The following is a 21076-nucleotide window of genomic DNA, read 5'->3' on the forward strand; positions in this document are numbered from 1 at the left end:
GCAGGCCGGTCACGTGCCGCGGAGGACGAGGCTATGACAAAGAACGTAATCGCCTTTCAAGGTGAACTGGGCGCTTACAGCCACGAGGCTTGCCGCCAGTCGCGGCCGGGCATGGATGTCCTGCCCTGCCGCAGCTTTGAAGAGGTGATCGAGGCGGTACGCGACAACAAGGCCGAACTCGCCATGCTGCCGATCGAGAACTCGACCTATGGCCGCGTCGCCGACATCCACCACCTGCTTCCCGCGAGCGGCCTCCATATCATCGACGAGGCCTTCGTGCGCGTCCATATCAGCCTGCTCGGCCTGCCCGGCACCAAGCTCGGCGACATCCGCGAGGCCATGAGCCATACGGTCCTTTTGGGCCAGTGCCGCAAATTCATGCGCGAACACGGGATCTTGCCGGTAACCGGCACCGATACCGCAGGATCCGCGATGGAGGTCGCCAAACGGCAGGAGCCGGCGCTTGCAGCCCTTGCCTCCCCGATCGCGGGCGAGATCTACGGGCTGGATTCGCTCGCCGACGAGATCGAGGATCTCAAGAACAATACGACCCGCTTTCTGGTGATGTCGCGCGAGCCCGACCGCAAGCGCCGCGCCAATTCCGAAGGCGGCGACTTGATGATGACGAGCTTCGTCTTCCGCGTCCGCAACCTTCCGGCGGCGCTTTACAAGGCGATGGGCGGTTTCGCGACCAATGGCGTGAACATGACCAAACTCGAAAGCTATATGGTCAACGGCAGCTTCACCGCGACGCAATTCTATGCCGATATCGAGGGCCATCCCGAAGATCCCTCGGTCGCCCGTGCGCTCGAAGAGCTGGATTATTTCACTTCGAGCCTGTCGATTCTCGGCGTCTATCCCGCCGACCCGCTGCGCGTGCGTCAAAAGGCCACACGATCCGAGTAAGGCCGCACCATCTCACAAAAGAAAAAGGCTGCCGGAGGACATTCCGGCAGCCTTTTTCGCATGGATTTCGGGTCGAGCGCGGCGCGCCTCAGGCGGCGGCCGAATACTGGGTCATATAGCCCAGAAACTCCGCCACGCGGCTTTGGAACTTGCGGTCAAGCTGACCTTTGCCCAGCTTGGCGGTCTGCAACAGCAGACGGGCCCGCATCGAGCGCGGCCGCAGATCGACCGTCAGCGTCATCCGCGACTTGTTGCGCGTCAAAGCAATGATCGCGACATCGATCGAAACTTCGAACATGTCCGAGAGCCCCTCGAGCTGGATCAGCTCGGGCCGGTCGAACCGCGTCACATCCAGCCGCAGCTCGCGCCTTTTGCCGCGCCAGTCAAAACCGATCTGCCATGCCATTCCGGCCCCCGGCTCGCGCGCGGGATCAATACGGCGAACCTCGGCACCACGCCGAAGCATGATGCGTTCGATTCTGTCAAAATCGCTCACGACGTTGAAGAGCTGTTCTGCTGCCAGCTCTGTATCCTGACGTGTCGAAAATTTCATTCGGAGCAATCCTAAAAAGCTAAGCCTGGCCGCAATTCCGGTCACGAAACGGATCGGGTTTTATCCCGCATTCGCGATTCCGGCACAGCTGGACCAGTTCGTCATTCTAAATCGAGTAACTATCCCATGCGATCACGACTTGCACAGCCGGAATAGTCCCGCCACTCTACAACCTGTAATTGAGCGGTGCAAAGCGGAATGCCAGACAATTCCCATCCGGCGCGGATTGATTTGCAAATCCTTGCCACGACGGACCTGCATATGAACCTCTTTCACGAGGAAGAGGACGGCGGGCGGCAGGGACCATTGCCCAGCCTTGCCCGCGTAGCGACCGCCATCGAAAACCAGCGGAAAGCCTGCAAAAACACGCTTCTTTTCGACAATGGCGACTTTCTTCAGGGCACGCCGCTCGCCGACTTCCTTGCCGAGAGCGCCGCGCGCAAGCCCGATTTTCTCCACCCCGCGATCGCGGCAATGAATCTCGTCGGTTATGATGCAATAACTCTGGGGAACCACGACTTCGCTTTCGGTGGCGACTTTTTGCGTAAAGTTCTCCGTAAAGCTCACTTTTCGGTGTCTTCCGCCAATTTGTCCATGGAGCGGCCCGAGCGAATTCGCCCCAGCATTCTTTTGAACCGCGAGTTCAGTGATCGCGACGGGCGCAATCATTTGGTGAGAATCGGCGTTATTGGACTTTTGCCGCCGCAAACACCTTGCTGGGACCGCTCGCTTCAAAGCTTCATGTCGGTTCGCGATATGGCGGAGGCCGTGGGCGAAGAGGTCTCGGCGCTGCGCTTCGAGGGGGCTCATGCGGTCATCCTTCTCGCCCATAGCGGCATCGATTCCGGCGATTACCGGCGCGGAATGGAAAACGGCGCAACCGCTTTGGCCGCTCTGCAGGGCGTCGATGCGGTGATCGCGGGCCATACCCATCTGGTCTTTCCCGCGCCCGACTTTCCCGTCCAACCCGGCATCGACCCGACCGCGGGCACTTTGGCACAAAAGCCCGCCGTCATGGCCGGTTTCTGGGGCTCGCATCTCGGCGTGATCCGGCTGGTGCTTTCGCCCTGCTCCACGCGCGGCTGGCGGGTCGAAAGCGGACATAGCGCGGTGCAAAGCGCGCTTTCGGCGCCACCCCATGCCGGCGTTGCCGCGATCGTGCGTCCGGTTCAGGCCGCGACGCGGCGCCATTTCGAACGCAAGGTCGCGCGCAGCGATGTCGCGCTCGACAGCCGTTTCGCGCTGCTCGGCCATGATGCAGGGCAAAGGCTGGTGTCGATGTCGCAGCGCTGGCATGTCAAACATGCGCTGCGCGGCACACGCTGGCAGAACCTTCCGATTCTGGCGACGGTAACGCCCTCCCGCGCCGGAGGGCGCAGCGGTCCCTGCCATTATACCGCGATTCCGCCCGGCCCGCTGAACCTCCAGCACCTCTCGGAACTCTACCCCTATCCGAATCGTCTCGTGGCGCTAAAGCTCAGTGGCCGCGACCTCGCCCAATGGCTTGAGCGCTCCGCCTCGGCCTTCCGCCAGATCCTGCCGGACCGGCCCGACCAGCTTCTGATCGACCCCGATTTCCCGAGCTATAATTTCGACGCGATCGACGGGCTCGGTTGGGAGATCGATCTGGCGCAACCCGCACGCCACAAGGCCAACGGCACCCTCGCCGCCCCCGATGCCCGCCGCATTTCCGACATCCGTCACTACGGCCGCAAAGTCGCGCCGGACGACAGCTTCATTCTGGTCACCAACAGCTACCGCCAGTCCGAGACCGGCCTTTTCGCGGGCCTCACCACCGGCAGAGAGGTCGCGCTGGACGACGGCACCCGCGCCCGCGACGTGTTGCGCCGCTATGTCACCCATTGCCGCCGTGTCGAACCGCCTGCCGCCAGCGGCTTTCGCTTCAGACCCGCACAGGGGCGCAGCGCGATTTTCGAAACGGCGCCCGATGCGGGGCGTGATCTCTCGGCGATTGCGGGCTTTCGCCCCGAGGATCTCGGCCTCTCGCCCGAGGGTTTTTTGCGCCTCCGCATTCATTTTTAAGCACCATTTCATTCACATCGCGCAGGGGCTTGCATCTGTCGCGCCGGCGTTCTATCTACCCCTCGAGAGGTTGGCGCGGGCAAGCGCTTCGCCAACTCGGTCAGGTCCGGAAGGAAGCAGCCGTAACGAATCCCGTTTGGGTCGCTGTCCAGCCTCTCACCCTTTCCACCACAAACAGATGAAATCGGGACCGCCTTCTGGCTGTCACAACTGCTTGCTGCGTGTGAAATCCCCCGACTTTTGCGGCCAAAGCCTTGCGCGGACCCACCGTTCCCCGCGGATCTGACCCAAAGTCACCGCCCCTCGCCCCGCGTTCTTTCATCGACAGCGCCCGTGGCTCGTGCCATGAAGGCGGCTTATCTGCGCTGTTATGGACCTTTTCATGCCCGCCTCCGAGACCACAGCTTCCGCCGGACTTGTCTGTATCGGTGCCATGCTTTGGGACATTATCGGACGCAGTTCGACCCCGCTCGGTCCGGGCGACGATGTGCCGGGGCGGGTCGAGCAAAGGCCGGGCGGCGTGGCATTCAATATCGCTTTGGCTTTGGCCACGCGCGGCTTCCGGCCCGTGATGCTGTCCTCGATCGGAAGCGATGCATCCGGCGCGGCGCTGGCGGATCTGGCCGAGACGCGCGGCGTCGACAGCGCCATGCTACACCGCAGCAAGAGCCACGGTACCGATATCTATATGGCGATCGAGGCCGGCGCGCAGATGCTCGCCTCGGTCGCCGATGCCCGCGCGCTCGAAGCGGCGGGTGCGGCCATTCTCGCCCCGTTGCGGGACGGCAGGCTGGGGGATGCGGCGCACCCGTGGGCGGGAATGATCATCCTCGACAGCAATCTCGCGCCCGAGATCATCGCGCAGTTCCAAAGCGATCCCTGCCTCAATGCGGCCGAACTCGTGCTGGTCCCCGCCAGCCCAGCCAAGGCTGCACGGCTGGAGAGCCTTTTGCACCGGCCAAAGACCAGCTTCTATCTCAACCGCCGCGAGGCCGAGGTTCTGGCCGGACGCCCGCTCGCGACTGCGGCCGAGGCCGCCGAGGCCATCCTTGCCGCAGGTGCCGCCCGCGTCATCGTCACCGACGGTCCCCATCCGCTGGCCGAAGCGATCAGCAGCGCGCCCACCCTTGTTTTGACACCGCCTCCGCTTGACGTCACCCGCGTGACCGGAGCGGGCGACTTCCTGCTTTCCGCCCATCTAGAGGCCCGCCTCTCCGGTCTCGAACGCGAAGCCGCCCTTGCTTCGGCCCTTGCGGCCGTCTCCTCTTATGTCTCTGGAAAGGACATCCAATGACCCAGCTTCCTTTGACCTTCTCCGCCGAGGTCAGCGCAGCCAAAGCCAAAGGCCAGCCGATCGTCGCGCTGGAATCGACGATCATCACCCACGGCATGCCCTATCCGCAAAACCTCGAGGTTGCGCGCGAGGTCGAGGCCGTGGTGCGCGCCTCGGGGGCGATCCCCGCAACCATCGCCGTAATGGCGGGGCGGATCCATATCGGGCTCGACGACGCACAACTGCAGACCCTTGCCGAAACGCCGCCGGAAGAGGTCATGAAGCTCTCGCGCGCCGATTTGTCGGCCTGCCTCGTTCAGGGCCGCACCGGCGCGACCACGGTGGCGGCGACGATGATCTGTGCGGCCCTTGCCGGCATCCGCGTCTTTGCAACCGGCGGAATCGGCGGCGTCCATCGCGGGGCGGAAAGCAGCTTCGACATCTCGGCCGACCTGCAGGAGCTTTCGCTGACGCCGGTCACGGTGGTGGCTGCGGGCGCGAAGGCGATCCTCGATCTGCCCAAAACGCTCGAAGTGCTGGAAACGCTCGGCGTGCCGGTCATCGCCTTCGGTCAGGACGCCCTGCCCGCTTTCTGGTCGCGCGATTCGGGCCTCGCCGCACCGTTGCGCATGGATGATGCCGCGCAGATCGCCGCCGCGGCCGAAATGCGCCGGACCCTCGGACTGACGGGTGGCCAGCTGGTCGTGAACCCGATCCCGTTCGATGCCGAAATCCCGCGCAGCACGATGATCCCCGTAGTCGAACAGGCGCTGGAAGAAGCCGAGAGCCGTCAGATTTCGGCCAAGGCGGTGACGCCTTTCCTGCTCCAGCGCATTTTCGAGCTGACCGAGGGCCGCTCGCTCGATGCCAATATCGCGCTCGTCCTCAACAACGCGCGCCTTGCCGCCGCGATTGCAGCGGCGCATGCCGCCTGAGCCCAGTCAGGCAGAATGGTGGAAAAGGCGGCCGGATCACATCAGATCCGGCCGCTTTCCATTTGAAATCACGCGAAAGCTTTTGAGAGATCCCAACTGTCGCGATTGCCGATATCGTCGAGATGGCTCTTGATGAAACCATCGGCCGCTGCGCGCCCCGCCGTCCGGAGCCGGGCCAACATGCCGGGCCCCGGGATCATCTTGGTCGAGGCGCGCATGTCGTTCATCAGCTGGTCGTCGTTGATCTTGTGCGTCAGCACGTTCTTCATCGGCCGCCCGACCAGACGCCCCTCCTCGGAAAGACGTTTCACGAACATGATCGCGCGAAGCTCTCCCAAGAGCGAGGCGTTGAAACTGATCTCGTTGATGCGGTCCTGAATCTCGGTCGGCGAGATCGGCAGGGCCTCGCGGCGCATCGGGTTGATGTTCACCACGACGATATCGCGCGGAAGTTTTTGATCATAAAGGGGAAACAGCGCCGGATTGCCGCTGTAGCCGCCATCCCAATAGGCCTCCATCTGGCCGGTTTTCGGGTCCTCGATCTCGACCGCCTTGAAGACGGTCGGAAGGCATGCCGACGCCATGATCGTCTCGGGCGTGATCTCGTGATCGCCGAAGACGCGGATCCGGCCGGTGCGGACATTGGTGGCGGTCATGAAAAGCTGCGGCCCGCCATCGCGCTTCAGATCGGGATGGGGCATCTCGCGAATGATCGCGGCGAGCGGATTGGTGTAGAACGGGCCGAGATCGTAGGGGCTGACCAGACGCGTCACCCCTTCAAGCCAGGCCACCGGCGAGAACAGGTCGGTGAGCCTTTGCATCGGACGCGGCACCGGCATCATCGCATGAAGCCAACGCAGAAAAGGATTGTCGCTGACTTCGCCGACCCGCGCCCAGACATAGGCGAGGTTCTCCTTGGCGGCCCGCCTGCCCTCGGCGCCCTCGGCGCAAGCCAGACCGGCCTTGAGCGCGGCCCCGTTCAGCGCGCCCGCCGATGTGCCGCTGATCGCCGCGATCTCGATCCCGTCGTCTTCGAGCAGCCGGTCCAGCACCCCCCAAGCGAAAGCGCCATGCGCCCGCCGCCCTGGAGCGCGAGATTGATCCGTTTCGCCATGATGCCGTCCCTGTCGCCAATGCAGCTGCAGCATAGCCCCTTCGCCGCGCGGCGTAACCCCGAAGCCGCAGGTCAATCGCACTTATCGGCGTGATCGGCCCGAAAGGCCGCGACGTCAAAGCATGGAAAAGACAAGCAAAAGGCCGGACTGCGACAGTCCGGCCCCGAAATCCTTTTGCCTTGACTCGTCAGAGGATCAATCGTCGGCATTCGCCTCGGCGCGCGATTTGCCGGCGACATCCATCGCCAAAGTCGCCGCCATGAATGCGTCGAGATCGCCGTCGAGCACGCCTTGCGTATCCGAGGTTTCGTGGTTGGTGCGCAGATCCTTCACCATCTGGTAAGGGTGAAGCACATAGGAGCGGATCTGGTTGCCCCAACCCGCATCGCCCTTTGCGGCGTGCTGGGCGTTGATCTCGGCGTTGCGCTTGTCGAGTTCCATCTGGTAGAGGCGCGATTTCAGCGCGGCCATTGCGTTGGCGCGGTTCTGGTGCTGCGACTTTTCCGAAGAGGTCACGACGATACCGGTCGGAATGTGGGTGATCCGCACGGCCGAGTCGGTGGTGTTGACGTGCTGACCGCCCGCGCCCGAGGACCGATAGGTGTCGATGCGGATCTCGTTGTCGGGGATGACGATCTCGATATTGTCGTCGACGACCGGATAGACCCAGACCGAGCTGAAGGAGGTGTGGCGCCGCGCCGCGCTGTCATAGGGCGAGATGCGCACCAGACGGTGGACGCCCGATTCAGACTTGAGCCAGCCGTAGGCATTCGGACCCGAGATCTTGTAGGCGGCGCTGCGGATCCCCGCCTCTTCGCCCGGCGTTTCCGATTGCAGCTCGACGTCATAACCCTTTTTCTCGGCCCAACGCACATACATCCGCGCAAGGATCGAGGCCCAATCGGCACTTTCGGTCCCGCCCGCGCCCGCGTTGATTTCGAGGAAGGTGTCGTTGCCGTCGGCCTCGCCGTTCAAAAGCGCCTCGAGCTCTTTCTGGGCGGCAAGTTTGGCCAGCGCCTTCAGGGCTTCTTCGGCCTCGGTGACGATCTCCTGATCGCCCTCGGCCTCGCCCAGCTCGATCAGATCGACATTGTCCTTCAGACCGCTCTCGATCAGCTGGTAGGTGCCGATCGCATCCGAGAGCATCTGGCGGTCGCGCATCAGCTTTTGCGCCCGTGCCGGATCGGACCACAGATCACCGTCCTCGATCATCGCGTTCATTTCTTCGAGGCGATGCGGTGCGGTTTCCCAATCCAGACGCTGCGCCAGAAGCTTGAGCGATTTGCGGATCGTGTCGATTGTGGCCAGAATTTCGGCACGCATGGGTTTCGTCCTTGTAAGTCAGACAAAGCAGATAACCTGCGTGCGCGGCAGGAGCAAGAACCTGACCGCGCAACAGGAAAGGAAGATCAGTACAATCCGCCCGAAGAGAGAGTGCCGAAATCGGCCTTCTTCGGGATGACTTTCTTCTGGCCGGTCGAGGTCGTCACCGCCTGCCCGCCGCCGTCGCCCATCGAGTAAAGCGGCAGCGTATCGGGATCGACGCGGTCCCAACCGCCGTCGATCATCAGGTTGTTGTTCTCCGACCCGTCGCGGAAATATTCGGCGATGACATTGTCGCCCTTGGCATTCGGACCCAGACGCGCGCCGGTAAAGCGGTCGATGTTGACGAAATGGCCGCCCGGCGGCACCTGAAAGGCCGTGCCGCCATATTCCTTGATCGCCTGCTGCATGAACTCCTGAAAGACCGGAACGCAGAGCGTGCCGCCAAAGGCATTGCCGCCAAGCGAGCGCGGATTGTCGTAGCCCAGATAGCAGCCCGCGACGATATTCGAGGAATAGCCGATGAACCAGACGTCTTTGGCATCGTTGGTGGTGCCGGTTTTGCCCGCGATCGGCACCGAAAGGTTCACGCCTCGACCCGAACCGCGCTTGACCACGCCTTCCATCATCGAAGTGATCTGATAGGCGGTGATCGCGTCGATCACCCGCTCGCGGTCCGAGGTGAAGACCGGCCCCGTCCCTGCCGGCCAGACGGTCTGGTCGCAGGTGTCGCAAAGGCGGCGGTCGTGGCGGTAGATCGTGCGGCCGCGGCGGTCCTGCACGCGGTCGACCAGCGTGGGCTCCACGCGCTCGCCGCCGTTCGCAAGCATCGCATAGGCCGCGACCATCTTGAACAGGGTCGTCTCCTGCGCGCCGAGGCTATTGGCGAGGAAGGGGCTCAGCTTGTCGTAGATCCCGAAATCATGGGCATATTTCGCGACCGTATCCATGCCGATATTCTCGGCGATGCGGATGGTCATCAGGTTGCGCGACTGCTCGATGCCGGTACGCATCGGCGTCGGGCCATAGAAACGGCCGCTGGAGTTCTTGGGCGTCCACAGGCCCTGCGGCGTATTCACCACGATCGGCTCGTCGACGATGATGGTCGCGGGCGTATAGCCGCCGTCGAGTGCCGCGGCATAGACGAAGGGCTTGAAGCTCGAACCGGGCTGGCGCTGCGCCTGCGTCGCGCGGTTGAAGACCGAGGACTGATAGGAGAAGCCGCCCTGCATCGCCAGAACGCGGCCGGTATTGACGTCCATCGCCATGAAGCCGCCCTGAACCTCGGGCACCTGCCGCAGGGTCCAGCGGATGAAGCTGCCGTCGCTGTCGCTGGTCATCTGGCGCACCAGAACGACATCGCCGACATCGACCAGATCCGAGGCGACGCGGGCCTTGGGGCCAAGCTTGCCGTCGGCCAGACGTTTGCGCGCCCATTGGACATCCTTGGCGGGGATCCAATGGCCGTCCTCGTCGTTCTCCACGCCTTCGATGCCGATGCGGGCATCGCTTTGCGTCAGTTCGAGAACGACGGCGGGCGACCAGCCGACGATATCGCGCGGCACTTCGGCATCGCTCAGCGCCGCGCGCCAGGCCTGCTCGCTGCCCAGATGTTCGGCTGCGATGGTCTGGCGGGTGCCGCGCCACACACCGCGGCTGCGGTCATATTGCTCGAGCGCCTTTTGCAACGCCTTGGAGGCCACGACCTGCAATTGCGGATCGGCGGTCGAGCGGATCGAGAGGCCGCCGCCGAAGAACTCCTCTTCGCCGAATTCGCGCGAAAGCTGGCGGCGGATTTCGTCGGTGAAATAGTCGCGCGGCGGCAGCGATTGCGCAAAGGAGGGGAAATCGCCGTTCTGGACCGAGCGCAGCGGCAATTCGCGCTCGCTCTCGTAGGTGGCCTGATCGATATAACCGTTCTGCCACATCTCGCGCAGGACATAGTTGCGCCGTTCGGTCACGCGCTCCTTGGCGCGCACGGGGTGGTAGCGACCCGGTGCCTGCGGCATGGCGGCGAGGGTCGCGGCCTCGTGCGGGGTCAGATCGGTCAGCGCCTTGTTGAAATAGGTCAGCGAGGCCGCAGCCACGCCAAAGCTGTTCTGGCCAAGGAAAATCTCGTTGAGGTAAAGCTCGAGGATCTGGTCCTTGCTCAGCGAGGTCTCGAGACGGGTCGCGAGGATCAGCTCCTTGATCTTGCGCTCGACGCTGCGGTCCGAGGACAGCAGGAAGTTCTTCATCACCTGCTGGGTAATGGTCGAAGCGCCGCGCATCTGCCCGCCCGAGCGCAGGCCCTGCACCACCGCACCGGCCATGCCGCGCAGGTCATAGCCGGGGTGGGTGTAGAAATTCTTGTCCTCGGCCGAGATGAAAGCTTCCTTCACCAGCGGCGGGATCTCGTCGATCGGAACGAAAATCCGGCGCTCTTCGGCGAATTCGTCGATGAGCCGGCCCTCGCCCGAATAGATCCGGCTGGTGGTCTTGGGGCTGTATTGGGCAAGCTGCTCGTGGCTGGGCAGGTCGCGCGAATAGATCCACAGCACACCGCCCACGGTCAGGGCGATGAAGGCTGCCGCGGTCACGACCCAGGAAAAGATCGCGCCGAAAAAGTTCAGGAGAAAACGAAACACCGTGCCAGCCTCAGGTTTTGCGTGCGTCTCTATAGACGCGGCTTTTGGGGGCGTCAAAACAAGCTTGTATCATTTTCGCAAAAGCTCTGCCCGCGCCGCCTCGTCCTGCGTCCATACGCCGATCGATTTGGTAATGGAGCGGGCCATATTCGCGCGCCATTCGGGATCAAAGAGATTGGCGCGGTCGGACGGGTCGGTCAGAAAGCCCAGCTCGATCAGGACCGAGGGAATATCGGGCGATTTCAACACCGAAAACGCGGCGCCCCGCACCGGACGGCGATGCATATCGAACCCCGAGCGCGACAGTTCCGACGCCAGCATCCCCGCGAAATTCTGCGAGCGCGGATGGGTTTCGAGCCGTGCGAGATCCATGAGGACTTCGGCCACCTCGTCATCGGTCCCGCTCAGATCGACGCCCGACAAAATATCGTCGCGATCATGGCGGGTCGCCAGCTCGAGCGAGGCGCGGTCATTGGCCTCGCTGTTCCAGACATAGATCGTGGCACCGGCTGCCTGACCTTCGGGCAAGGCATCCGCATGAAAGGACAGGAAAATATCGGCGCCTTGGGCGCGCGCGATGGTCATGCGGCGTTCGAGCGGGACGAAGGAATCATCGTCGCGGGTGGTAATGACCTCATAGCCCGCCGCGCGCAGCACGCCCGAAAGCTCGTGGACAAAGCCCAGCATGACAGCCGCTTCGCTGATCGCGCCGACCTGTGCTCCGGGGTCGATGCCGCCGTGTCCGGGATCGACCGCAACGCGCAGGGGACGCTCGGCGCTACCCGCAACCGAACGCGGCTTGGCGGCGGGAACGGTGCTCGGCGGCAGGTCCCACATCGCCAGAAGCGCATCCTGCTGCACTTCGAAATCCTTGTCCTTGACCGGCTCGATCCGCATCGAAATCACCGAACCCTGTGCACCCTCGGGCGTCTGGATCGAGCGGCGCATCGCATAGGGGCCGGCCAGCTCGATCACCATCCGCGACCAACCGGCGCGGAACCGGCCCCAGCGCAGACCGGGCACGAGGCCCGAACCGTCGATCGCCGCGGGCTGGTTTTCCCCGAAATCGAGATGGCGGAAGTCGATGATCAGCCGCGGCGGCTCGGCCAAAAAATAGCTGCGGTAGGGCACCGCATGGCTGGTCGCGATACGGATGTCGAGCGGGCGCGGCCGACCACGGTCGCGCCCTTCGGCGCTGATCGTGGTCCGCGCCGGATCAAGCGCCGCCGTCGCGCCGGCAGGAAGCATGCGTTCGCCCAAGCGCGGAACTTCGGGTGTGGCGGGCTGTTCGGGGGCGGCAAATGCGGGGTCCGTATCCGCCACCTGCTCCGCGCCCTCTTGCGCGAACGCTGGCCGACCAGAAACAGGGGCCGTCAACAACCCCAGCATCAGCCCCAAGATCAGCCCGCGCGCGCGCACCATCCTCAGCGTCCGGCCATGAATCGGGTCAGACGCGCCAGCCCCTCGGCGATTTCGGGCGTCGAGCGCGCATAGCTGAAGCGCAGCGAACGCGCGCCGCGCACCGGATCGAAATCGAGCCCCGGCGTGACCGCAACCCCTGCCTTTTCGAGGATCTCGGCGGCAAAGGCGAGGCTGTCGTCGGTCAGGTCCGAGACATCGGCATAGATGTAGAACGCCCCCTCGGGCGGCGCGATCTTGGTGAAACCGGCTTTGGGAAGCTCTTCGAGCATCAGGCGGCGGTTCTCGGCATAGACGGCAAGATTGGCCTGCGCCTCCTCGTGGCAGTCAAGGGCCGCGAGCGCCGCAACCTGACTGGCATGGGGCGGGCAGATGAACATGTTCTGCGCGATACGCTCGACCGTGCGGATATGGCTCTCGGGAACGATCATCCAGCCCAGACGCCAGCCGGTCATGCTGAAATATTTGGAGAAGGAATTGATGACGAAAACATCATCCGTCACTTCGAGCGCCGAATGGCAGCGCGTGCCGTAATCAAGCCCGTGATAGATCTCGTCCGAAACCACCGCGATTCCGAGTTCCGAGGCGCGTTTGGTCAGCGCCGCAAGCTCGTCACGGCTCAGAACCGTGCCCGAAGGATTGCCCGGCGATGCGAGGATGAGGCCCTGCACGCCCTCGGGGATTTCATCGGGTTGCGGCTGGAAGCGGTTCTCGGCCTTTGTGGGAATTCCGACCGGCTCGACCGACATGGCGCGCAGGATCTGGCGGTAGCTCGGATAGCCGGGCTCGCCGAGGGCAACCTTGTCGCCTGCGTCGAAAAGGGCTGAAAAAGCAAGGATGAAGGCGCCCGAAGAACCCGGCGTGACAACGACGCGCGCCGGATCGACCGTGACGCCATACCAGCGCTTGTAGAGATCGGCGATGCCCTGACGCAGCGCGGGCAGACCAAGTGCCACGGTATAGCCGAGCGGCTCGTCGATGGATTTCGCAAGCGCCTCGCGCGCACCTTTGGGCGCCGCGCTGGAGGGCTGGCCCACCTCCATATGGATGATCGAGCGCCCCGAGGCTTCGGCGGCACGCGCAGCCTCCATGACATCCATGACGATGAAAGCGTCGACTTGCCCGCGTTGCGATTGTCTCATGCTCTGTCCCCTTTTGCTTTCCTATCCCAAGCCCGGTGCCCGGGGTCAAGCAATCACGCAGAGGTGTCCTTGAAACCAAACGCTTTGACAGGCATTTTGCCCTAAATTTGAGGGGATATCCAAGATGAAACCCATGCTCGCCGCCCTGGCGCTGACTGTTGCGACCGCCCTGCCGGCCTTTGCCTTTGATCCGGCAAACATGTCTGACGCGGAAAAAGAGGCCTTCGGCACCGCCATTCGCGAATATCTGATGGCCAATCCCGAAGTGCTGGTCGAGTCGATCAACGTGCTCGAGGCTCGCCGCGTCGCCCAAGAGGTGGAAAACGACGCGCTTTTGGTCGTCAACAACCGCGACGCGATTTTCGAGGACGGCCATAGCTGGGTCGGCGGCAATCCCGACGGCGACATCACCATGGTCGAATTCGTCGACTACAAATGCGGCTATTGCAAGAAGGTGAACCCCGAGGTCGAGGCCTTGATCAAATCGGACGGCAACATCCGCTTCATCCTCAAGGAATTCCCGATTCTCGGTCAGGAAAGCGACATCGCCGCCCGTTTCGCGGTTTCGGTCCAGCAGATCGCCGGACCCGAGGCCTATAAAAAGGCCCATGACGCGCTCATGACGCTGAACGGTCCGGTCAATCTCGAAAGCCTGACCAAGCTGGCGCAGGAACAGGGTCTGGATTCGCAGGCCGTGATCAACCGCATGAACACCGAAGACGTGAGCGCGGTTCTGCGCAAGAACCACCAGCTCGCCGAAAGCATGGCGATCATGGGCACGCCCACCTTCATCATCGGTCCCGAGATGCTTCGCGGCGTTCCGGCCTCCGGTCTGGCGAATGCGGTCGAAGCCGCCCGCAAATCGCAAGCCGAACAGGGCTGAGCCTCGGCCCCGTCACCAAAGCGAAAGGGCGGCCAATGGCCGCCCTTTTTGCAATCCAAGCGCTGCAATCCAAGCGCGAGGGGCGCGCATTATTCGGCGGCATCCGCCGCTGCGGCCTCGGCATCGAGCTTGGCTGCGCGTTCCTCGACCAGACCGACGATGTGATCGACCATCTGGTCGTTCGACATTTTGTGGTCCTGCTTGCCGGCCAGATAGACCATGCCCGAGCCTGCGCCGCCGCCGGTGAAACCGATATCGGTCATCAATGCCTCGCCCGGGCCGTTCACGACACAGCCGATGATCGAAAGGCTCATCGGTTGCTTGATGTGTTCGAGCCGCTTTTCCAGCTTTTCGACGGTTTTGATAACGTCGAAGCCCTGACGCGCGCAGCTCGGGCAGGAGATGATCTGGACGCCGCGGGTGCGCAGGCCAAGCGATTTAAGGATCTCGAAGCCGACTTTGACCTCTTCGACCGGATCAGCCGAAAGCGAAACGCGGATCGTATCGCCGATCCCCATCCACAAAAGATTGCCCAGCCCGATCGCCGATTTGACCGTGCCCGAGATCAGACCGCCCGCCTCGGTAATCCCCAGATGGATCGGCGCATCGGTGGCGTCGGCCAGCTCCTGATAGGCGGCTGCCGACAGGAAAACATCAGAGGCTTTCACCGAGATCTTGAACTCGTGGAAGTCGTTGTCCTGCAAAAGCTTGATGTGGTCGAGCCCGCTTTCGACCATGGCCGCGGGGCAAGGCTCGCCGTATTTTTCCAGAAGGTGCTTTTCGAGACTGCCGGCATTGACCCCGATCCGGATCGAACAGCCGTGGTCTTTGGCCGCGCGCACGACCTCGGCCACGCGTTTGGCATCGCCGATATTGCCGGGGTTGATGCGCAGACAAGCGGCACCGGCCTCGGCGGCCTCGATCGCACGTTTGTAGTGGAAATGGATGTCGGCGACGATCGGAACCGGACTTTCGCGGCAGATCTCACGCAAGGCTTGCGTCGACGCCTCGTCCGGCGTCGAGACGCGCACGATATCGGCCCCGACATCGGCGGCGCGGATGATCTGGTCCAGCGTCGCACGCACATCCGAGGTATCGGTATTGGTCATGGTCTGGACCGAGATCGGCGCATCGCCGCCCACCGGCACTTTGCCGACCATGATCTGACGGGATTTGCGACGCTCGACATTGCGCCAGGGACGGATCGGATTGTGGGTCATGAGCCTGCTCTTTCGCTTGGCCAATGAAATAGGCCTGTCGCCGGCTGCAAGCAAGCCGAGGCGACAGGGTTAAGCTTCACGGTTGCGTTTCGGACGCAGCGGCGAAACGGGGCGGAAGTCCGGCGCCGGTTACTCGACCGGCGCGGGATTGTCCAAAGCCGATCCACCCTCGCCTGCAGCTTGCGCAGCCGAGGCGAGCGCGATCATCTGGGCCAGTTCGGGATCTTTGCTCAGATCGGCGAAAGCGTATTTCTCGGCAAGGGCGTGGGGCGAAAGCTCGACATTCTTGACGACCTGCGCGCCCGGCGCCGCGGGGCCGTAGGTCTGGCCATTGACCGCGAAATAGACCGCACCCGAATTGCCCGCACGCAGGATCGGCGGCTCTTCGAGCTTGGGCAAAGCGAAACGCTCGCCCGCATCCATGGTTTTCTCAAGAAGGACCGTGCCGTCGGCCGAGGTCACACGCACCCATGCAGGACGCACCGCCAGCAACTCGACCGCTGCCGCATCCGGCGCAACCGTGCGCACGGAGGACATATCACCGGGCATCACCGGCCCCATGGCAAGAGCCTCGCCCGTCTGCGTCGAGGCGGCACCACCCTGCCCCGAAGGCGAAGGCGCGAGCGGGATATGGCCGCCGGCAATCAAAGCCGCATTGGCGTCACCCGAACCCGTATTGCCGGCAACCGCCGTAGTGCTTGCGGGCACGCTCTCGCCGGTCGCGGCGACAACGCCGGGATCGATCGAAGCAATCGGGCCGTCGCGCGCGGTCAGAACCGGCACTTCGAGCACTTGCGGGCGATAGATGCGGTCCAACCCTTCGGGCTGCGGCAGGTTCACTTGCGCCGTATCAAAACTTTCGGGCAGCGAGGCATCCTGAACCGGATCAAGGCTCGCCACCACGCCCGGCGCATGTTCGCCCGGCGTGAGATTGACCTTTTGCACTTCCTGCAGGACCGACCAGCCGCCATAGCCCAAACCGCCGACCAAAAGCGCCATGACGATCAGCGAACCGATGGCTTTGGGTTCGACCGAAGACCAGAAACTCTGCTGCTGCGGCAGGAAAAGCGCATGGGGGTTGGCCAAAGCCTCGGCCGGATCCGAAGGTCGGCGCTGGGGTTTGGGGCCAGAGGCCGCCGCGGCGAGGCCATGCGGCGGGCGGAACCCCGATTCGGTGCAGAAGCGCTGGAAGGTCCAGTCCGGATCCATGCCGAGATAGCGCGAATAGGACCGGACATAGCCGGGGATGAAGCTCGGCGCGTCGAAGGCCGTCACATCACAGTTTTCTATCGCGGCCACGAACGAGGCACGGATGCGCAGCTCGCGCTGAACATCGAGCAGGGATTTCCCCATCGTCGCGCGCTCACCGCGCATCAGGTCACCAAGACGGATATCGTCGGTGTCCTCATATCCCGGCGGGACACCCACCGGGACCTCTTCGCTATCTGCCGGGGTTGCGCCCCTCAGCCCGATCATCTGTGCCTGCCCTATGCTGCCGATTAGTCTCTGCGCGAATCAATAACGTCCCACAGATTTCTTACGTAATGATTATCACGGCGGCGAGAGCTTTTCACCATCAAAGGTCTTAGGCAACCGCCGATGAGCGGTTAAGTGAGCATTGCGACCACAAAGCGTCCATTGCACGAACAAGCTGGTCGATCTGCTTGTAATCATGGACGGGCGACGGGGTGAAGCGCAGGCGCTCGGTCCCGCGCGGCACGGTCGGGAAGTTGATCGGCTGCACATAGATGCCGTATTGCGACAAAAGCAGATCCGACAAAGCCTTGCAGTGCTTGGGATGGCCGACATGGACCGGCACGATATGGCTGCCGTGATCCATGATCGGCATGCCGAGCGCGCGCAAACGCATCTTCAGCACCTTGGCATGATCTTGCTGCTCGTCGCGCAGCTTCTGGCCCTCTGCCGTCTTGAGGAAGGCGATCGAGGCCGCCGCACCCGCCGCGACTGCCGGCGGCAGCGAAGTCGTGAAGATGAACCCCGGCGCATAGCTGCGGATCGCGTCGATCATCTTGGCCGAACCGGCAATATAGCCGCCGAAAACGCCGAAGGCTTTGCCGAGCGTGCCGTTGAACAGGTCGATGCGATGGGCCAGACCGTCGCGTTCGGCAACGCCGCCGCCACGCGGGCCATACATGCCGACGGCATGAACCTCGTCGAGATAGGTCAAGGCGTTGAATTCGTCGGCAAGATCGCAGATCGCTTCGATCGGGCCGAAGTCGCCGTCCATCGAATAAATCGATTCAAAGGCGATCAATTTCGGAACCGACGGATCATCGGCAGCCAGCAGCTCGCGCAGATGGGCGAGATCGTTGTGGCGGAAAATGCGCTTGGGACCGTCGAAACGCTTGATCCCCTCGATCATCGACGCATGGTTCAGCTCGTCCGAATAGATAATCAGGCCGGGGAACAGCTTGCGCAGGGTCGAAAGCGTGGAATCGTTGGCGGCATAGGCGCTCGAAAAGACGAGCGCGGCCTCTTTTTGATGCAGATCGGCAAGCTCGGCCTCGAGGCGGCGGTGATAGACCGTCGTTCCCGAAATATTGCGCGTGCCGCCGGAGCCCGCGCCGGTCGCATCCAGCGCCTCGTGCATCGCGGCCAAAACGGCAGGGTGCTGGCCCATGCCCAAATAATCGTTTCCGCACCAGACGGTTATCTCGGTCTCGGTTCCGTCCGGACGTGTCCAGATGGCCTGAGGGTAGACACCCTTCCGCCGCTCGATATCGATGAAGGTGCGATAGCGGCCTTCTTCATGAAGCCTGCTGATCGCCTGATCGAGTGCGGCTGAATAATCCATCGCTTGGCCCCTTGCCTTGCTTGAACTTAGACATTCCGAGGACCATTACTTGTTCCATCGGGTCCGGCATAGATAAGGCTCGGGGCCGGAAAATGACAGTGCAAAAGTGTCGCAATGCGACAATGGAAGCAGTGCAAAACCTAGGAAAACAATCAGGAAAGGTTGGGAAATGACCTCCGCAAGCGCGCTCGAAAAAGTCCTCGGGAAACTGGATGAAGGACTTCCGCAAGCCCTCGACCGGCTGCTCGACCTGCTGCGCATCCCTTCGATCTCGACCGATCCGGCCTTTGCGGGCGACGTCCGCCGCGCGGCGGAATGGCTGCGCGATGATCTGGCCGCGATCGGCTTTGACGTCTCGATCCGCGAAACGCCCGGCCATCCGATGGTCGTCGCACATTCCGCACCAGGAACCGGCCGCAAGATCCTGTTTTACGGGCATTATGACGTCCAGCCCGTCGATCCGCTCGAGTTGTGGGATACGCCCCCCTTCGAACCGCGCATCGAGGATACGCCGAAGGGCAAGGTCATCCGCGCCCGAGGTGCATCCGACGACAAAGGCCAGCTGATGACCTTCATCGAAGCCTTCCGCGCCTGGAAAGAGGTGCACGGCAGCCTGCCCGAAGGGCTGATCCTGCTGCTCGAAGGCGAAGAGGAATCCGGCTCGCCGAGCCTGCGCCCCTTCCTGATTGAGAACGCCTCCGAGCTGAAGGCCGACATCGCCGCTATCTGCGACACCAGCCGCTATACCGACGGCCGCCCCGCGATCACGACGCAGCTGCGCGGCCTTTACGGCGAAGAGATCACCCTGCGCGCCGCCGACCGCGACCTGCATTCAGGTTATTTCGGAGGTATTGCCGCCAACCCGTTGCAAATCCTGTGCAATGCCTTTGCGGGAATGAAGGATTCCGATGGCCGCATTACCCTTCCGGGGTTCTACGACGGCGTGACGGAACTGCCCGAGGCGTTGCGCAAGGACTGGGAGGCGCTTGACTTCAGCTCCGCCGATTTCCTCGGCGCGGTCGGACTGAAAGAGCCGATTGGCGAAAAGGGCCGCACCGGTCTCGAGATGACCTGGAGCCGTCCGACCTTCGAGATCAACGGCATGTCCGGCGGTTATACCGGCCAGGGCTTCAAGACCGTCCTGCCCGGCGAAGCAACCGCGAAAGTCAGCTTCCGCCTTGTCGGCGATCAGGATCCCGAGAAGATCAAAACCGCCTTCCGTGCCTATATGGAAAAGGCGATCCCCGCCGATTGCTCGATCAGCTTCAAGCACCACGGCGGAAGCCCCGCGAGCCATATGAACATCACCGATCCGGCCTTTGCCGCGGCGAAACAGGCATTGAGCGAGGAATGGGGCGTCGAGGCGGCCTTTGTCGGCGCCGGCGGCTCGATCCCGATTGCCGGCGATTTTCAGGAATTGCTCGACATGGATACGATGATGGTGGGCTTTGCCATGGATGACGACCGCATCCATTCGCCCAACGAGAAATACGATGTCGAGAGCTTCGCCAAAGGCGCGCGCAGCTGGGCACGCATCATCGCCACATTCGCCTGAGCAGAGGCCGCAGCCAAACAGAAAGGGGCGCCATAACGGCGCCCCTTTCCTTTTGCGAAACGAAGATCGCGATCAGGCTGCGCGGGCAACCAGCACTTCTTCGACATGCTTTTGCGCACCGGCCTCATCCCAGCCGTTCACGGCCGCGACTTCGCGGGTCAGACGCTCGAGCGCGGCTTCGTAAAGCTGACGCTCGGAATAGGATTGCTCGCGCTGTTCGTCGTTGCGGTGCAGGTCGCGTACCACCTCGGCAATCGACATCAGGTCGCCCGAGTTGATTTTCTGCTCGTATTCCTGAGCGCGGCGCGACCACATCGCGCGCTTGACGCGGGCCTTGCCCTTGAGCGTTTCCAGCGCACGTTCGATCAGGTCCGGGGTCGAGAGGCCACGCATCCCGATTTCGGTCGCGCGCGCGGTCGGAACGCGCAGGGTCATCTTGTCTTTCTCAAAGGAAATGACGAACATTTCCAGCCGAAGTCCCGCGACTTCCTGCTCATCGATCGAAACGATCCGGCCCACGCCATGGGTCGGATAAACGACAAAATCATCAGGGCGAAACTCAGACTTCTTCGATTTCGACATGGGTCATCCTCTAGGTGGCACCGCGGGCCGCGATGCAAATCGCCCCTGAAGGAAGGAAGCGCCCCTCCCCAGCAGGCCTAAATCCGTTTAATTCCGTAATGTCTCCGGGCAGACGGCGACATGCAGACGCATAAAAACCAAACGGTCAGCCCTTGGCGTGGCCGTCTGGTCCTGTATTGTGACAAGTTTATATCACAAAAATCGCCCGATAGATAGCGTCTCGCGGCAGCGCGGCATCGATCGCGTAATATCGATTGTTAACCAGCAATTCCAACGTTTTAGACGGGAGCCGAAGCCCCCGCCGGAAAAACGCGGCACCCGAAGGTCAGCCTGCAAAGAGAATCAATCGCCCTCGCCCGGCGCTTCCGAGAAATAGGCGTCCAGCTTGCCCGGTTTGCCATCCATTTCGGCATAGCCCGGCATCGGATCCTTCTTGCGCGTGATCACCGGCCATTGCTCGGAGTATTTGCGGTTGAACTCGACCCATTTCTCCATATCCGGCTCTGTGTCCGGACGGATCGCATCAGCGGGACATTCGGGTTCGCAAACGCCGCAATCGATGCATTCGTCGGGGTGGATCACCAAGGTGTTCTCACCCTCGTAGAAACAGTCAACCGGACAGACTTCCACGCAATCGGTGTATTTGCACATGATGCAATTTTCAGTGACGACATAGGTCATCTGC

The 21076-nt window shown here is 62.7% G+C and carries 17 protein-coding genes and 1 other RNA gene; 7 read left to right on the top strand and 11 right to left on the bottom strand.

The features are described 5' to 3' along the window. Positions 1 to 33: 33 nt before the first annotated feature. A complete protein-coding gene (locus ACFFUC_RS06240) occupies positions 34 to 906 on the top strand; it encodes a prephenate dehydratase (RefSeq protein ID WP_377684550.1) in 873 nt (290 codons plus the stop codon). A gap of 88 nt (positions 907 to 994) precedes the next feature. Here ACFFUC_RS06240 and ACFFUC_RS06245 read toward each other — a convergent pair whose 3' ends face one another. Beyond that, positions 995 to 1459, bottom strand: coding sequence for an SRPBCC family protein (locus ACFFUC_RS06245; RefSeq protein ID WP_377684552.1), 465 nt, complete (start codon positions 1457 to 1459; stop codon positions 995 to 997). Between the two features lie 261 nt (positions 1460 to 1720). Here ACFFUC_RS06245 and ACFFUC_RS06250 point away from each other — a divergent pair, with 261 nt between their 5' ends. The 4 genes from ACFFUC_RS06250 (at position 1721) to ACFFUC_RS06265 (ending at position 5710) form a co-directional block, all read left to right on the top strand. After that, positions 1721 to 3502, top strand: a complete 1782-nt coding sequence (locus ACFFUC_RS06250) for a 5'-nucleotidase C-terminal domain-containing protein (protein ID WP_377684553.1) — start codon at positions 1721 to 1723, stop codon at positions 3500 to 3502. A 64-nt stretch (positions 3503 to 3566) separates the two neighbouring features. Beyond that, positions 3567 to 3663, top strand: an RNA gene (ffs, locus tag ACFFUC_RS06255) — signal recognition particle sRNA small type. Positions 3664 to 3884: 221 nt separating this feature from the next. Next, positions 3885 to 4796, top strand: a complete 912-nt coding sequence (locus tag ACFFUC_RS06260) for a PfkB family carbohydrate kinase (protein WP_377684556.1) — start codon at positions 3885 to 3887, stop codon at positions 4794 to 4796. Further along, positions 4793 to 5710, top strand: a complete 918-nt coding sequence (locus ACFFUC_RS06265; protein ID WP_377684558.1) for a pseudouridine-5'-phosphate glycosidase — start codon at positions 4793 to 4795, stop codon at positions 5708 to 5710. Before ACFFUC_RS06260 ends, ACFFUC_RS06265 begins: the two co-directional genes overlap by 4 nt. A gap of 68 nt (positions 5711 to 5778) precedes the next feature. On the opposite strand, the gene ACFFUC_RS06270 is transcribed toward ACFFUC_RS06265, so the two are convergent. The 5 genes from ACFFUC_RS06270 to ACFFUC_RS06290 form a co-directional block, all read right to left on the bottom strand. After that, a complete protein-coding gene (locus ACFFUC_RS06270) occupies positions 5779 to 6762 on the bottom strand; it encodes a patatin-like phospholipase family protein (protein ID WP_377684559.1) in 984 nt (327 codons plus the stop codon). Positions 6763 to 7020: 258 nt separating this feature from the next. After that, the gene (gene prfB, locus ACFFUC_RS06275; RefSeq protein WP_377684561.1) at positions 7021 to 8148 is read right to left on the bottom strand and encodes a peptide chain release factor 2; all 1128 of its coding nucleotides are present in this window, start codon (positions 8146 to 8148) and stop codon (positions 7021 to 7023) included. An 86-nt stretch (positions 8149 to 8234) separates the two neighbouring features. Continuing rightward, positions 8235 to 10775, bottom strand: a complete 2541-nt coding sequence (locus tag ACFFUC_RS06280) for a penicillin-binding protein 1A (protein ID WP_377684563.1) — start codon at positions 10773 to 10775, stop codon at positions 8235 to 8237. 69 nt (positions 10776 to 10844) lie between these two features. Further along, a complete protein-coding gene (locus ACFFUC_RS06285; RefSeq protein ID WP_377684564.1) occupies positions 10845 to 12098 on the bottom strand; it encodes an N-acetylmuramoyl-L-alanine amidase in 1254 nt (417 codons plus the stop codon). A 101-nt stretch (positions 12099 to 12199) separates the two neighbouring features. After that, positions 12200 to 13336 carry a pyridoxal phosphate-dependent aminotransferase gene (locus ACFFUC_RS06290; protein WP_377684566.1) on the bottom strand — a complete coding sequence of 379 codons (1137 nt, stop codon included), beginning with the start codon at positions 13334 to 13336 and terminating at the stop codon, positions 12200 to 12202. A gap of 124 nt (positions 13337 to 13460) precedes the next feature. Between ACFFUC_RS06290 and ACFFUC_RS06295 the strand changes: the two genes are divergently transcribed. Beyond that, positions 13461 to 14219, top strand: coding sequence for a DsbA family protein (locus ACFFUC_RS06295; RefSeq protein ID WP_377684568.1), 759 nt, complete (start codon positions 13461 to 13463; stop codon positions 14217 to 14219). An 89-nt stretch (positions 14220 to 14308) separates the two neighbouring features. On the opposite strand, the gene ispG is transcribed toward ACFFUC_RS06295, so the two are convergent. The 3 genes from ispG to hemA form a co-directional block, all read right to left on the bottom strand. Beyond that, on the bottom strand, positions 14309 to 15439 hold the full coding sequence (gene ispG, locus ACFFUC_RS06300) for a flavodoxin-dependent (E)-4-hydroxy-3-methylbut-2-enyl-diphosphate synthase (protein ID WP_377684570.1): 1131 nt from the start codon (positions 15437 to 15439) through the stop codon (positions 14309 to 14311). A gap of 129 nt (positions 15440 to 15568) precedes the next feature. Beyond that, positions 15569 to 16915 carry a helix-turn-helix domain-containing protein gene (locus ACFFUC_RS06305; RefSeq protein ID WP_377684572.1) on the bottom strand — a complete coding sequence of 449 codons (1347 nt, stop codon included), beginning with the start codon at positions 16913 to 16915 and terminating at the stop codon, positions 15569 to 15571. Between the two features lie 109 nt (positions 16916 to 17024). Continuing rightward, a complete protein-coding gene (hemA, locus tag ACFFUC_RS06310; RefSeq protein ID WP_377684574.1) occupies positions 17025 to 18254 on the bottom strand; it encodes a 5-aminolevulinate synthase in 1230 nt (409 codons plus the stop codon). 169 nt (positions 18255 to 18423) lie between these two features. On the opposite strand from hemA, the gene ACFFUC_RS06315 reads away from it, so the two are divergent. Continuing rightward, positions 18424 to 19809 carry a M20/M25/M40 family metallo-hydrolase gene (locus ACFFUC_RS06315; RefSeq protein ID WP_377684575.1) on the top strand — a complete coding sequence of 462 codons (1386 nt, stop codon included), beginning with the start codon at positions 18424 to 18426 and terminating at the stop codon, positions 19807 to 19809. Between the two features lie 72 nt (positions 19810 to 19881). On the opposite strand, the gene ACFFUC_RS06320 is transcribed toward ACFFUC_RS06315, so the two are convergent. Together ACFFUC_RS06320 and fdxA are read right to left on the bottom strand one after the other, a co-directional pair. After that, complete coding sequence (locus ACFFUC_RS06320) at positions 19882 to 20391, bottom strand: CarD family transcriptional regulator (protein ID WP_377684577.1); 510 nt, start codon at positions 20389 to 20391, stop codon at positions 19882 to 19884. Between the two features lie 342 nt (positions 20392 to 20733). Continuing rightward, positions 20734 to 21072 (bottom strand): ferredoxin FdxA, encoded by a 339-nt coding sequence (fdxA, locus tag ACFFUC_RS06325; RefSeq protein ID WP_377684579.1) that lies wholly within the window; start codon positions 21070 to 21072, stop codon positions 20734 to 20736. Positions 21073 to 21076: the final 4 nt, after the last annotated feature.

It is taken from the genome of Paracoccus cavernae, from assembly GCF_042430175.1.
GTDB lineage: Bacteria > Pseudomonadota > Alphaproteobacteria > Rhodobacterales > Rhodobacteraceae > Paracoccus > Paracoccus cavernae.

Excerpts from the sequence above, each read along its gene's own strand:
- ACFFUC_RS06265 (WP_377684558.1), top strand. The coding sequence starts at position 4,793 with ATGACCCAGCTTCCTTTGACCTTCTCCGCCGAGGTCAGCGCAGCCAAA.
- fdxA (WP_377684579.1), bottom strand. The coding sequence starts at position 21,072 with ATGACCTATGTCGTCACTGAAAATTGCATCATGTGCAAATACACCGAT.
- hemA (WP_377684574.1), bottom strand. The coding sequence starts at position 18,254 with ATGGATTATTCAGCCGCACTCGATCAGGCGATCAGCAGGCTTCATGAA.
- ACFFUC_RS06250 (WP_377684553.1), top strand. The coding sequence starts at position 1,721 with ATGAACCTCTTTCACGAGGAAGAGGACGGCGGGCGGCAGGGACCATTG.
- ACFFUC_RS06245 (WP_377684552.1), bottom strand. The coding sequence starts at position 1,459 with ATGAAATTTTCGACACGTCAGGATACAGAGCTGGCAGCAGAACAGCTC.
- ACFFUC_RS06320 (WP_377684577.1), bottom strand. The coding sequence starts at position 20,391 with ATGTCGAAATCGAAGAAGTCTGAGTTTCGCCCTGATGATTTTGTCGTT.
- ACFFUC_RS06240 (WP_377684550.1), top strand. The coding sequence starts at position 34 with ATGACAAAGAACGTAATCGCCTTTCAAGGTGAACTGGGCGCTTACAGC.
- ACFFUC_RS06260 (WP_377684556.1), top strand. The coding sequence starts at position 3,885 with ATGCCCGCCTCCGAGACCACAGCTTCCGCCGGACTTGTCTGTATCGGT.
- ACFFUC_RS06295 (WP_377684568.1), top strand. The coding sequence starts at position 13,461 with ATGAAACCCATGCTCGCCGCCCTGGCGCTGACTGTTGCGACCGCCCTG.
- ACFFUC_RS06290 (WP_377684566.1), bottom strand. The coding sequence starts at position 13,336 with ATGAGACAATCGCAACGCGGGCAAGTCGACGCTTTCATCGTCATGGAT.
- ACFFUC_RS06305 (WP_377684572.1), bottom strand. The coding sequence starts at position 16,915 with ATGATCGGGCTGAGGGGCGCAACCCCGGCAGATAGCGAAGAGGTCCCG.
- ACFFUC_RS06315 (WP_377684575.1), top strand. The coding sequence starts at position 18,424 with ATGACCTCCGCAAGCGCGCTCGAAAAAGTCCTCGGGAAACTGGATGAA.
- ispG (WP_377684570.1), bottom strand. The coding sequence starts at position 15,439 with ATGACCCACAATCCGATCCGTCCCTGGCGCAATGTCGAGCGTCGCAAA.
- prfB (WP_377684561.1), bottom strand. The coding sequence starts at position 8,148 with ATGCGTGCCGAAATTCTGGCCACAATCGACACGATCCGCAAATCGCTC.